At 55.3% G+C, this 13,326-nt stretch carries 10 protein-coding genes; 6 read left to right on the top strand and 4 right to left on the bottom strand.

Annotated features, from left to right (window positions below):
* Nucleotides 1-102: 102 nt before the first annotated feature.
* The 6 genes from NB063_RS02030 (at nt 103) to NB063_RS02005 (ending at nt 7,261) form a co-directional block, all read left to right on the top strand.
* A complete protein-coding gene (locus tag NB063_RS02030) occupies nt 103-2,727 on the top strand; it encodes a M1 family metallopeptidase (protein WP_250927062.1) in 2,625 nt (874 codons plus the stop codon).
* Complete coding sequence (locus NB063_RS02025; protein ID WP_250927061.1) at nt 2,724-3,347, top strand: DUF6702 family protein; 624 nt, start codon at nt 2,724-2,726, stop codon at nt 3,345-3,347. The genes NB063_RS02030 and NB063_RS02025 overlap by 4 nt, the downstream gene beginning before the upstream one ends.
* 137 nt (nt 3,348-3,484) lie before the next feature.
* Nucleotides 3,485-4,360 (top strand): methylenetetrahydrofolate reductase [NAD(P)H], encoded by an 876-nt coding sequence (gene metF / locus NB063_RS02020; protein ID WP_250927060.1) that lies wholly within the window; start codon nt 3,485-3,487, stop codon nt 4,358-4,360.
* A 503-nt stretch (nt 4,361-4,863) separates the two neighbouring features.
* Nucleotides 4,864-5,256, top strand: coding sequence for a calmodulin-binding protein (locus tag NB063_RS02015; RefSeq protein ID WP_407652525.1), 393 nt, complete (start codon nt 4,864-4,866; stop codon nt 5,254-5,256).
* A gap of 90 nt (nt 5,257-5,346) precedes the next feature.
* On the top strand, nt 5,347-6,711 hold the full coding sequence (locus NB063_RS02010) for a helix-turn-helix domain-containing protein (RefSeq protein ID WP_250927059.1): 1,365 nt from the start codon (nt 5,347-5,349) through the stop codon (nt 6,709-6,711).
* On the top strand, nt 6,632-7,261 hold the full coding sequence (locus NB063_RS02005) for a hypothetical protein (RefSeq protein WP_250927201.1): 630 nt from the start codon (nt 6,632-6,634) through the stop codon (nt 7,259-7,261). The genes NB063_RS02010 and NB063_RS02005 overlap by 80 nt, the downstream gene beginning before the upstream one ends.
* On the opposite strand, the gene NB063_RS02000 is transcribed toward NB063_RS02005, so the two are convergent.
* The 4 genes from NB063_RS02000 to NB063_RS01985 form a co-directional block, all read right to left on the bottom strand.
* Nucleotides 7,251-8,864: an alpha-L-fucosidase gene (locus NB063_RS02000; protein WP_407652524.1), complete on the bottom strand. Its 1,614-nt coding sequence runs from the start codon at nt 8,862-8,864 to the stop codon at nt 7,251-7,253. The two genes, NB063_RS02005 and NB063_RS02000, sit on opposite strands and share 11 nt — an antisense overlap.
* 137 nt (nt 8,865-9,001) lie before the next feature.
* The gene (locus tag NB063_RS01995) at nt 9,002-10,477 is read right to left on the bottom strand and encodes a sugar MFS transporter (protein ID WP_250927058.1); all 1,476 of its coding nucleotides are present in this window, start codon (nt 10,475-10,477) and stop codon (nt 9,002-9,004) included.
* Entirely contained in the window at nt 10,467-11,495 is a 1,029-nt protein-coding gene (locus NB063_RS01990; RefSeq protein WP_250927057.1) for a zinc-binding alcohol dehydrogenase family protein, read from the bottom strand. The genes NB063_RS01995 and NB063_RS01990 overlap by 11 nt, the downstream gene beginning before the upstream one ends.
* An 857-nt stretch (nt 11,496-12,352) precedes the next feature.
* Complete coding sequence (locus tag NB063_RS01985; RefSeq protein ID WP_250927056.1) at nt 12,353-13,285, bottom strand: aldo/keto reductase; 933 nt, start codon at nt 13,283-13,285, stop codon at nt 12,353-12,355.
* Nucleotides 13,286-13,326 lie beyond the last annotated feature (41 nt).

The raw sequence follows: 13,326 nt of genomic DNA, 5'->3' as shown, positions 1-13,326 counted from the left end.
GATACCGGCAAGCACCGCGTTCAGCGACTCCGATAGGGCTGATTTTATGCGGAGGGCGACTATGATGTTCGCTTCCCTGTTTTTCCGCGTAGAGGTCTGTCTGTGATTCGCTTCGTCCGGTTGGTCGCTTTGGTATGTGTTCTAGGTGGTTCGGTATCCGCTCAACCGCTGAGTAATCCAAAGCACAGCGACCCACGTGATCCCTTTTTCCCGATTCAACATTGGTTGCCGACACCGGGCGTTTATCGCACCGCATCGGGAGCACCGGGACCGTTCTACTGGCAACAGCGAGCCGACTATGAGATCGACGTCACGCTTAATGATGTTGACCATAGCATCAAAGGCGAGTGCCGCATCACGTATCACAACGTTTCGCCCGATACGTTGACCTACATCTGGGTCCAGCTCGACCAGAATCGGTTTCGCAACGATTCCGCCGCAATCACCACGCAGACAGCACCATCGCTCTCGGGCCGAACTCCGTTTTCATCCGTGCAAACGATGCTCGCGCAAGAAGCCTTTGACGGTGGCTACAAGATCGAATCTGTTTCCGAGATCAAAGCGGGCGGCAAGTCGCGATCTCGCACCGCCGAACCGACACCGCTGACCTATATGGTTGCCGACACGATGATGCGTGTCGATTTGCAAACGCCACTCGCCCCCGGGGAATCGACCACGATTGCAATCGCGTATCACTACAACATCATCGATGCCAAGATGATCCGTGCCCGAGGTGGTTATGAGCACTTCAAAGAGGACGACAACGCGATCTATGAAATCTCACAGTGGTTCCCGCGTGTTGCCGCTTATACCGATTACACCGGATGGCAGCATGACCAATTCCTCGGTGCCGGGGAGTTCACCTTGGAACTCGGTGATTACCGCGTCAGCATCACGGTGCCAGATGACATGGTCGTGACGGGCACGGGTACGTTATCGAACCCGGAAGCGGTCTTGAAGAAAGAATGGATCGAACGCCTCGATTCGATCCACGAGAACAACAAGCCGACCTTCATCGTCACGCCCGAAGAAGCTAAAGCGAACGAGACGGCGAAGTCAGGAAAATCGAAAGGTAAGAAACGAACTTCATCGAAGTCGTCTGCGAGCGACGCGACGAAGACCTGGGTGTTCACCGCCGACAACGTTCGCGATTTCGCGTGGGCAGCCAGCCGAAAGTTCATCTGGGACGCGATGCCGGTCAAAGTCGGTGATCGCACCGTGACGGCGATGTCGTTCTATCCCAACGAAGCCGAACCGTTGTGGAGCCAATATTCGACCGAATCAATCGCCCACACGCTCGAAGTCTACGGTCGCTACACGTTCGACTATCCCTACGACGTCGCGATCAGTGTCAACGGTCCCGTCTATGGGATGGAATACCCGATGATCTGTTTCAACGGCCCACGCCCCGAAGACGACGGCACCTATAGCAAGGCGACCAAGTATGGGCTGATCAGCGTCATCATCCACGAAGTCGGCCACAACTTCTTTCCGATGATCGTCAATAGCGACGAACGCCAGTGGACGTGGATGGACGAAGGACTCAACACGTTCTTGCAATATCTCGCCGAACAAGAATGGGAAGAAGACTATCCGTCGAGCCGCGGACCGGCGGAAAAGATCGTGCCATACATGCGTGGCGGGAACCAACGTCCGATCATGACGGGCAGCGACGAGATCTTGCAATTCGGCAATAACGGATACGCCAAACCGGCCGCGGCGCTGAACATCCTTCGTGAAACGGTTCTCGGACGCGAGCGATTCGATTTCGCGTTTCGCGAATATTGCCGCCGCTGGAAATTTAAACGTCCCACGCCCGCCGATTTCTTCCGCACGATGGAAGATGCCTCGGGAACGAATCTGGATTGGTTCTGGCGAGGTTGGTTCTACAGCACCGAGCATGTCGACATCGCGATCGATTCAGTTGAACTATTCGTGATCGACAGCGGCGATCCAGACGAAGCACACGAACGCAAACGTCGTGAAGATGACATGAGAGAGGAAACGCCCACGGATGAACGCAACCATGGACTCCGACGCCGGATCGAATGGCAACCGGGCCTCAAAGATTTTTACAACTCGCCTGAATACGACGAAGACAAAGTCGAAGAATCCGACCGCAAGACGTATCAGAAATTCCTCGACCGACTCGACGAAGAACAACGTGCCTTGCTGCAACGAACGACACAGTTTTATGTGATCAAGTTTTTGAATAAGGGCGGATTGGTGATGCCGATCCCGTTGCGGGTTTATTACGCCGACAACACGCAGGAGCAAATGATGCTGCCTGCGGAAATTTGGCGTAAAAACTCCAAAGAGATCAAAAAGCTGCTGCTGACCGAAAAGGAAATCGTGCGGCTCGAGATCGATCCCAAACGAGAGATCGCGGACACGAACACCGCCAACAATCATTGGCCGCCGAAGCTCGAACCCACCCGGTTCCAACTCTTCAAGGACGAGAAGAAAAAGAACGAGATGCAGAAGGCTCGTGGTGACGAAGACGAATCGGATGACGATTCTGACGAGGAAGATTCCGACAAGGACTCAAGCGACAAGAAATCGACTGAGAAAGAAACGGCGAAGAACCCCAACGGCAAAGAAGCCGCCGAACGCGGAACCGCTCCCAAACCTTCGGATATCGGTGAGGACGCGGAGTCCGCGAAACCGAAGCCCAACCGCAAACGCAAGCCAACCGCGAAGGAAACGAACGAAGGGAAGGCCGAATGATCGCTGCGTTCTTGTGCCTGGTCTCAGGCATGCTGATGCATCCGGCGGCGGAATCGCTCGCCGAAATGCAATGGAACACCGCAACCGATCGACTCGAGATCGCGTTGCGGTTACGGATCACGGATGAACAACAATTCATTCGTTCAGTGACAGAGGAAAGCGTCGACTCGCTGCTCGAAGACGGCGAAGCATTTGGGGATGCCGCGATCTCGGTGCTCGAACGCCGACTCGGATTCGGCAATCTGAGAGAGCTGAACACTCGGCAAGATGCCGCTAAGCTCCAATCAAAATATCACTGGGTCGGACGACGCAGCGAAGGTGGACATGCCTGGTGGTTTTTCGAAGTCACCCCAGCGGGCGGACGTCCAACACATCTCCGCTGCACGCTGTTCGAAAAGCGATCACGGGACGCCGACGTCCGTGATGCGGCATCGCACGATCACGTTCACGCGATCCCCGTGAGCACATTCCTCGTCTTGCCCGATGCGAAGCCTGCCGGCGAAACACCAGTCGCCGGGGCCGCCGATTCGCCCCCACCGCACTCGTTCGCGGTCACGCCAGAGCATCCGATCACAGAGATCGAATGGACGCGACCTGAACCTAGCGAGGACGCTGAGTAGCGGTTTTCGCCCATTGGAAGTTGGCAGGAACGGCATTCCGCCTATACTGGGCAGTTCGCAGGGGCGTCCTCGCACCACTCGGGCGTCCATTTTGGCTGCAAACCGCACCTCACCAACCTAATTTCAACGAATCACGCATGACTCTGGCCGACCAATACCTCTCCGATGGCTGCGCCATTTCCTTCGAATTGTTCCCGCCCAAGACCCCCGAGGGTATCGATTCGCTGTGCCAGAACGTTGAACGGTTGATGCAATTTCAACCTAAGTATTTCACATGTACTTACGGAGCGGGCGGATCGAGCCAACGGACGACGCTCGATGTCCTGGAGCGGGTCAAGCAAATCACCCAGCTTCCCGTCGCCTCGCACCTGACCTGCGTGGGTTCCAACACCGACCAATTATGCGAATACCTGCAACGGGCCACCGACCTCGGCGTCGATTACATCGTGGCCCTGCGTGGCGATCCGCCCAAAGGATCGACTGAATTTAGCGTTACCGAAGGTGGACTTCGGTATGCCAACGAACTCGTCGAGCTGATCCGTGAACGGTTCTCCGACCTGGGAATCGCTGTGGCGGGTTACCCCGAAGTTCACCAAGAAGCCGTTGATGCGAAAACCGACCTAGAAAATTTGAAACGGAAAGTCGATGCGGGCGCCGACATCGTCATCACACAATTGTTCTATGAGAACGCCGATTTTTATCGTTTCCGTGACGACTGCGTGCGTGCGGGCATTCACGTGCCGATCATTCCGGGCGTGTTGCCGGTGACGAATTTCAAACAAGCCCAACGGATCGCCGGCATGTGCAAAGCCGCAATTCCGGCCAGCTTGGAAACGGAAATGACGAAGGACGATTCAGCCGAACATCAATTCCGCGTCGGCGTCGAGCACGCTCGCAAACAGACGATCGACCTAATTGAAAACGGCGTGCCCGGAATCCACTACTACGTGCTCAACAAATCCGAAGCCGCCGCTGAATTGCTCGACGGCTTGCAGCTTGCCGGCCAAGCGTAGCGTCTGTCGTCGTTTGGGACATCGATTGTTTTCATAACGTTTTAGCGGAACGGCGCGAGCCGTCTGGTGACTCGAGACCGGACGGCTCGCGCCGTTCCGCTAAAAAGAGCACTCAAACAATTAACGTCTCTCGCGACTAAAGCATATTTCAAACGTTGTAGATTCACTTCCCACAGGACGGCCTCGATTTGGGCGGTAGGAACCGGCCCAACATTTGATCCGATGCCGAGCGGCAATCCGAGCTACGCGGCTCACTTCTCTCGACAATTCTCCCCAATCACCTCGATCGACGTGAAATCACTCGCGTTGGCAGGGATCTCCCCGCGACACCGCGGCTCCCCTAAATCACCCGACTTCCTAATTTCGCGGTAGAAAGGGCTAAACCGATCGACCGGATTATGCCGAAGAAACGGGTGTAGCCATCTCAGAGCACTTTTTCGCGGACGCGGGAGCCATCCCGTCGTCACGTCCCATGTGTTCGTGTCGCCTAACGGGAAATACACGTGATTCGTCGATTCGTAATAATGTCCATCGCCTGCGGCGTTATCGCAATTTCCGCGGCAACCTGCTCGAGTGTCTCCGCCCAAGTGCCTGCTCCGGGCATGCCCGCTGGTGCGATGGGAGGCCCCGGTGCGGGGTATGGCAACCAACAAGCGTTCGGACAAGCCTGGGGAAGTTCTGCGGCCAACGTCGATTGGAACCGCTTCTACCACTACCCCTACGTTTACTACCCCCAGAACTTCTGGGGACAAGAATATTTCAAGAGCAGTGACAGTCTCTATCACCGCTACCCGACCGAGATGCGAATCCCTGTCTACAATAAGCAGTGGCACAATTACTATCCAAGTAATCGCCGGTTCCACAAGGGACACCACTTCATCCTAGACACATTCTAAACAAGGAGCGACATCGCTCTGAGCCAAACACCTCGTTCGCTACAAGGGCCACCGCCACGCCGCGGTCGGCCCGTTTCTTTACCACGTCTCTTGGCATCCACTGCAGCCTGTTTTTGGCTGATCGACGCCAACGGAACGCTGGTCTATCTCTCCCCTGAAATGCTGACATGGCTCGGGGTTGAGGGAGATGTGCCGCCATCGATCGCGACTGCGATCACGCCTGATCCCGTCATGTGGACGGGCACCGCCGCCAACCGTGGCCATCTCACCCGGCGACTGCACATTCCCGCGACCGAAGTCAAAGGCAACGCTGGCAAACATCTTGCCACCGAACCTCGCGTCGTCACAGCCCACTTCGTCCAACTCGCACCGCTACTAGACGCCCCACACGCGAACGACGCTTCCGCCGGAGCGACACTCATCCTGGGCTGCCTCGGTCAGTACCTACCGGACAACAGCGTTCCGTGGAGCGATTGGTTTGGCGAGCAGGGTGTTCGCGAAGCCGCGAAACTCGACGAAGAAATCGCCAAATTTCGTGCCCAGCAAAAACGTCACGCCACGATGCTGCTTGCCGGCACGTCGCCGACCTCTCGACGATTCCGCTCGCGCGTCGAGCTCGCATGCCGGATTCGATGCCATGTCGGACTCACCGGCCTGGGAGGCTGCGGCGCTGGTGAAATCGCATCGCTGATTCATCATGCATCGACATCCGCCGAACCACTCGTGTGTTTGGATGCATCGTTGATGGACTCCGAATTGTTAGAAGTCTACGCGTCTCCAGTCATCGCCGAACTCAGGGAATCTTCCAACGCCACCGGAACATTATGCCTGGACCGTTTTGACGAGATGCCGACCGATGGGCAGGCCCGACTGATCGAATGGGTAGAAACCTGGCCGGAAAGATTGCGACTGATCGGAATACGATACGACGACACTTCCGGCACGAAGACGTCTCTGGCCGAACCGCTCGAAATTCTAATGTCGACGTTTCCAATCGAGATTCCAACGCTCGCATCCCGTTCGGCCGACCTCGAACTGATCGCATCCGGGCTGACCCGCACCGCACGTCTGTCCCGCGAAACCAACGAACTCATCCGCACTTACCCCTGGCCGGGCCAGTGGGAGGAACTCACCGCCGCGATCCGGTTCGCGGCCGAGATGGCTACGGGTGACCGCATCGGCCGAGAACATCTTCCGCTCGCGATTCGATCCTACCGCGTCTCCACGTCGACATCAGGCCAAGTATCGACACGTGATAACGAAATCACCATCGGCCCCCCGCAACCCACGCCACGCGACTTCAAACTGGAATCACTCGACGCAACGCTTAGCGAGTACGAAGCGAGTTTAATCGAGCGAGCCATGGAAGCCGCCGATGGCAACAAAGCCGAAGCGGCTCGACGACTGGGCATCAGCCGCTCACGCCTCCTGCGAAAACTCAGCGGCGACACATGATCGACTCCACACCCCAGCCAAACTTCACTCGAGCTATCGAACGACCGGGCGGTCAGTGCCGATGATCACGCCGACACAACCCGAAGACCCCACCACCAAACTCACGATCTGGTGGGTTGGAAACAGCAACTCACCGTGGCACGATGAATTTGTCCGTTGGATCATCGGACCAGACTCGCCTCGTCCAACCGAGGCGAAGTGGGAAATCCTTTACTCCGAAGACGGAAGTCCGTCACTACCACGTGCCACCGGACAACCGATTCACTCGCCCAAATGCAAGCTAGGTATTGTCGTCTGGACGGTCCCCAGCCACGGAATCGCGGAACTTCTCAAACATATCGCAGCGACTCGCCGAACCCGACCGGGCTATGCTCACGTCACCGCCGGATTAGCTTCTCCGGCGGAACGCTTGTTAATCAGTGAGTTCGGAGTCGTTGCCCACATCCAGCATCCAAAAGACTGGGCGTCCTGGTCCGCGTTGTTCGCCGACCAAAAAAAAACAGCGAGATCAATTTCGGTCAACCGAAATCAATCTACGGTTACTGGGTGAGTTTCAACACGTATGCGAAATCACACGGCTTCGTGGCAGGCATTTTCACCTTCAGCCCCGCGTCGGTCCGCTCGTAGGAAATCGTTTCATCGCTACCGAGCATCTCGACCGACTTGATTTCGCCGGGCCAGTATTCGGAACCTTTGGCTAACGCACGAATCGTGACTTCACCGGACTCAGGCCAGGCCAAGATCGTCGCGTAGACGACGCCATCTTTCTGAGTAAATCGCACGTCGTCGGAGGTGAACGGCTTGTCTTTCGATTCCGAAACGTGGCCGGTCGAGACCGTCGTTGGACCTTCGCCGAATGTCTTCCAATAGGTGGTGTCGTAAATCGACTCGCCATTGATTTCCAACCAACCGCCGATCGCTCGCAAGATCGCTTGGTCTTCATCTGGAATTGTTCCATCAGAACGGGGCCCGACGTTCAACAACAAACAACCGTTCTTCGAAACGATGTCGATCAAGTCATCGACGAGACGGTCTGGTGTCTTGTACTTCTGATCTTTCGTGTAGCCCCACGAACTCGAACTCACCGCGGTATCGGTTTGCCAAAACGGGGTTCGGATCTGATCCATCTTGGACCGCTCTTTATCGAGCACAGCCGCTTTTTCAGGGAACGCATCCCACTTGTAATTGATGATCCCGATCGGGCCATCTCGTTCGCTCGTGCGGTTGTAATAGTACGCGGCAAACTTCTTGAGATGATCCGAAAACTTATTGTCTTGGTACTTCGTGTTGCGTGATGGGGTGATGCCGAAGTCGAACCAAAACACATCGGGTTGATATTTGTCGACGATCTCGCACGAGCGAGCCAACCAATCGTCTTTGAACTGCTCATCTTGAGGAGGGAAGAAATTCTGATAATCCCACGCGTTGTCCTTGAACAAGAACGGCATCGGTCGGCCGTACAGGTCGGCGTATTGTGGATCCGCGTTGTCGAAGTTTTCATTGCGGACGTAGAACATCCAATTGAACGCCCGGTGACTGCTGACGCCGAACTTTAGTCCTTCACCGCGTACAGCTTTGGACAATTCAGCGATCACGTCGCGTTTGGGCCCCATCTCGGTCGCATCCCACCGCGTGTAGTCACACTCGTACATCGGGAAACCGTCATGGTGTTCGGCGACGGGAATCACGTACTTCGCGCCGGTTTCCTTGAACAACTTCGCCCAAGCCGCCGCGTCGAAGTTCTCCGCCTTGAACATCGGGATGAAGTCTTTATATCCGAACGTCTTCTGCGGCCCGTAAGTTTCAATGTGGTGCTGGAAAAAATTGTCTCCGCGTCGACCTTGGTTGATGTACATCTGACGCGGGTACCACTCGCTGCCGAACGCCGGCACGCTGTAGGCCCCCCAGTGAATGAAGATGCCGAATTTTGCGTCCTTGTACCACTGTGGAATTTCGTAGTTTTCGAGTGATGACCATTCGGGTTTGAACGGCCCCGCCTGAGCGACCTGTTCAATCTTTTCGACGGCCGGCGCGACCTTGGGATGCGGCGCCGTGCGATCAACCGCAGTCGACGACTGTGCCGAGACCGTTGTCGCGACGAGCAGCGTCATCGCGGGAAAAAAGGTTTTTGAGAGTCTTTGGAGTGTTTGCATGATCAAAATCAACGAAGCATGGGGATGTGTGGACGTACCAATCCTTTACGGCGTGAACGTCAGGAGAACGCCCATCGCCATGGAACGAGAATGCATGCATTCCCGATCCAGCGTTTAACGATCCGGTCCAACCGGTACTACGTCGCGGATGCTTCAGGGTTTTCGAAACGCGTGAACGTTCGAATCCCGAAAATCGCAATCGCGACGAAACAAATCATTGGGAGATAGAACGAGTTGCGGACACCAAGCTCATCAATGAACTTGCCCTGCAACAGCGGCAACAAGGCACCACCGACAATGGCCATGATCAGTCCCGCGGAACCAAGTTTGGCTTCTTCAGCGGGCAAACCCTTGAGCGCAATGCCATAAATCGTCGGGAACATCAACGACATGCAGGCCGAGATAAGCACGAGGCAGATCAAACCTGTCTTGCCTTCGATAAAAATCGCACCCGCCGTGAATGCGATTGCCGCAGCCGCAAGGGACGCCAACAGTTTGCCAGGGCTGATGTACTTCAACAAAAATGTACACACGAATCGACTGGTCAGAAAAATCACCATCGCGGCAATGTTCCAAGTCTGAGCCTCGGCGAGCGAGAGACTGACCAGTTCCATGCCGTAGTGAATGATGAACGTCCAGCACGTGATTTGAGCTCCGACGTAGAACGCCTGAGCAATCACGCCTTCGCGATAGTGAGCCTTGCTCAGCAATCGTCCGATGATCTCGGTCATCGGTGCATCGGGATGCTCGGACGCAAAGGTCGGCATTTTGGTAACGGCAAACAAACCGAGGAAACACAATACGACGATCGCAATCACGACATACGGTGTTCGCACAACCGCGAGATCGTGCAGCTGCATGGTTTTGAATGCCGCAGGATCGGAGACTTGCATGTTCGCCAGCCCTTTACTGACCGCGGCATCGAGCGTTCCGAATTCCTCTTCGAAATTGGGCAGTCCGGACGGATAATCCGCTTCGACATACGCGACCGCCGCAGGCTCCTTGTTCTCCATGCTTGAGCGGAACTCACCAACCTGCAAATTAGGCGCGATGATGGTCGTCGCGATCACCATCCCGGTCAGCGAACCGATGGGGTTAAATGCCTGGGCCAAATTCAGTCGCTGAGTGGCGGTTTCGGGAGGCCCCATCGCCAGGATATACGGATTACAACTCGTCTCGAGGAACGCCAGCCCAAACGTCAGGACATAGAAACCCGCAATGAAGATCCAAAAGTTCTGATTCAAACTCGCCGGGATACTCAACAGCGCCCCGACGGCATAGAGCGTGAATCCGACCATGATCGCACCCTTGTACGAAAACTTGCGGATGAAATACGCTGCCGGCAACGCCATCGTGAAATAGCCGCCATAGAAGGCGAACTGAACCAGCGAACTTTGCGTGTTGCTGATCTGGAAGACTTCTTTGAAAACCTTCACCAACGGATTGGTGATGTCGTTCGCGAATCCCCACAATGCAAAACAGCACGTCGTGAGCACGAACGCAGCGAAGTATTCTTTGGGGATGACTTCGATGCCACGCGATACGTGTTCGGAGGGTTGCGGTGCGACGCTCGCATCATCGACCGCATAGGGGTCAGGAGTTTCAATCGACATAGATGACTGCCTTGACCACCCCGGTTTCGGGATCGGTCCATGAGGGGAAGGAATCGGCAACATCCTCGAATTTTGCGTGGTGCGTGATCCAAGGTTGAGTATCGATGGTGCCCTTCTCGATCAAATCGATGATCCGTGCAAAATCTCGAGAGAGGGCGTTTCGCGATGCCATCAACGTTAATTCGCGTCGATGCATCGCGGGTGCGTGAGGGAAGTTCAAATTTTGCTGGGTGATACCGACGTAAACCACTCGCCCACCAAACGCGGCAAGTTCAAGCGATCGGGCCATCGAGTGATGATTGCCTGTCGCATCGATCACCACGTCGGCACGTTGGTTCGAGGTCATCTCATCAAGTTGTTCGATGTCGGAATCCTCACCGGTGACTTTGAGGGTATCGCTAACACCCATCTTTTCACGGACGAACTGCAATCGGGTTTCGCTGATGTCGGCAACGATCGGCCGTGCCCCGGCGACTTTGGCGAACTCCAATGCCGACAAACCGATCGGACCGGCACCGATAATCAAAACGTTCTCGCCCTCTTTCACCCCAGCGCGGTCCACCGCATGACAACCGATCGCGAGTGTTTCAACGAGAGCGGATTGTTCGTAGGTCAAGTTGTTGGCAACGTGAAGCTTGCGAGCCGGCAGGATCATCTTTTCCGTCAAACCGCCATCGCACATCACACCAAGCGTTTTGTGGTGTTCGCAGCAATTCGTTAGCCCCCGACGACACGAATAACACTCCTGACAATTGATGTAGGGTTCGACCGAGCATTTGTCACCAACGACGACGTTCGTCACACCTTCGCCAACCGCCAACACTTCCACGCCGAGTTCATGTCCGGGAATCCGTGGATACGAAAAGAACGGGAACTTACCTAAGTATCCGCCCAAGTCCGTACCACACACGCCGACGCGGTGGATCCGAACAAGTGCTTCCCCCGCCGCAGGCGCGGATGGCTCGGGAACATCGATCAGTGCCCACTTTTTAGGTTGTTCGAGTTGAAGAGCTTTCATGATTCATTCAGGCAGGGTGCAAGGGGAGACGAGCAAGAAAGTGGCTCGTCGAGTTTAACGACTATCGCAGATGTCATGTTGAAACAGTCAAGGGTCGCAAGAGTTTATACACCAGACGATTTACCTTCTTTCTCGCCAACGTCGCAGCACGTTTGCTGGCGAAAGGGGCCAAGCCCTCGGGCTCCGACACAATCAAATATAGACTTCACTAAGTACTGGTTCTTTATCAGCATCAACTCGGGGTGACACCGGACGGCTCGCGCCCTTCCGCTATGTTTTTTAGCTTACTAGCGGAAGGGCGCAAGCCCTCCGGTTCCAGCACCATCAAATATAGACTTCACAAAGTACGAACTCTTTATCAGTGTCAACTTGGGTGACGCCGGACGGCTCGCGCCGTTCCGCTATGTTTTTTAGCTTACTAGCGGAAGGGCGCAAGCCCTCCGGTTCCAGCACGATCAAATATAGACTTCACAAAGTACGAACTCTTTATCAGTGTCAACTTGGGTGACACCGGACGGCTCGCGCCGTTCCGCTATGTTTTTTAGCTTACTAGCGGAAGGGCGCAAGCCCTCCGGTTCCAGCACGATCAAATATAGACTTCACAAAGTACGAACTCTTTATCAGCGTCAACTTAAGTGACACCGGACGGCTCGCGCCGTTCCGCTATGTTTTTTAGCTTACTAGCGGAAGGGCGCAAGCCCTCCGGTTCCGGCAACATCAAATATAGACTTCACAAAGTACGAACTCTTCGTCAGCATCAACTTGGGTGACACCGGACGGCTCGCGCCGTTCCGCTATGTTTGCTAGCGGCAATCCCTCCAGCGTCGTCAATCACCAAATCCAACCCTAACAAAGCACTAGTTGTTCTCGGGAAGCCCTTCGGCGTGACCGATATTCTTGACGGGTTCGAGAATCTGCAGGACGTCGGCAAGCAGGGCCTCATCCATCGGTTCCGCGAGCCACTCGACCCACTTGCGAATGTTGTTCGGGTTGGCACTGCCAGCAACCGTAGTCGTCATGTCTGGGTTCGCACATGAGAACTGCAACGCGAGCTGAGCGATGTCAACGCCATTCTTCTCGCAATGCTCCGCCGCCTTGCGTGCCGCGTCGCGAACGTTCTGTGGATCCTTGTGCCATGCAGGCAACGGAGCGTTCGTTAGCAAACGGGCTGCAAACGGACCGCCGTTGATCACACCAACGCCTTTGGCTTTCAACTCCGGCACCAACTCGTCGGCAAGCCGTGTGTTTTGCAACGTGTATTGGTTGTACGACAGGATGCAGTCCAAATCCGCTTGGGCTGAAATTTCATGGAACACCTTCATCGGATAACCGCTGATTCCGACATAGCGAACCTTGCCCGATTCCTGAATCTTACGCAGCGCCGGCAGAGTCTCTTCCACGATTTGATTCAGCGGCACGAACTCGATGTCATGGCAAAGAATAATGTCGAGGTGATCCGTGCCGAGACGTTGCAAACTCACGTCAACACTTTCAACGACACGGTTGGCAGAGAAGTCGAACTTGTCGGCGTCGTATCGCCCCAACTTCGTGCACAGCGTATAGCTCTCCCGTGGAACTTCTTTGAGTGCGATCCCCAACAAGACTTCCGACTTGCCGCGACCGTAATACGGCGACGTGTCGATGAAGTTCAAACCGAGATCCAGCGCCGTACGGACGCTTTCGAAAACGTCGTCGAGTTGAACACTGCGAAACTCCGATCCGAGAGAGGAAGCTCCGAAGCTTAAGATCGGAAGCTCGAGATCCGTGTTACCTAATTTGCGGGTTTCCATCGTCAAACTTCTTTGTTGGGATAAATAGGTTCGAAAAAAAT

Source organism: Aporhodopirellula aestuarii, from assembly GCF_023701485.1.
GTDB lineage: Bacteria > Planctomycetota > Planctomycetia > Pirellulales > Pirellulaceae > Rhodopirellula > Rhodopirellula aestuarii.
This window is presented reverse-complemented; position numbering and strand designations above follow the sequence as displayed.

Coding starts and splice junctions, on each gene's coding strand:
- NB063_RS01990 (WP_250927057.1), bottom strand. CDS start 11,495: ATGAAAGCTCTTCAACTCGAACAACCTAAAAAGTGGGCACTGATCGAT.
- NB063_RS02025 (WP_250927061.1), top strand. CDS start 2,724: ATGATCGCTGCGTTCTTGTGCCTGGTCTCAGGCATGCTGATGCATCCG.
- NB063_RS02005 (WP_250927201.1), top strand. CDS start 6,632: ATGGCAACAAAGCCGAAGCGGCTCGACGACTGGGCATCAGCCGCTCAC.
- NB063_RS02000 (WP_407652524.1), bottom strand. CDS start 8,864: ATGCAAACACTCCAAAGACTCTCAAAAACCTTTTTTCCCGCGATGACG.
- NB063_RS01985 (WP_250927056.1), bottom strand. CDS start 13,285: ATGGAAACCCGCAAATTAGGTAACACGGATCTCGAGCTTCCGATCTTA.
- metF (WP_250927060.1), top strand. CDS start 3,485: ATGACTCTGGCCGACCAATACCTCTCCGATGGCTGCGCCATTTCCTTC.
- NB063_RS01995 (WP_250927058.1), bottom strand. CDS start 10,477: ATGTCGATTGAAACTCCTGACCCCTATGCGGTCGATGATGCGAGCGTC.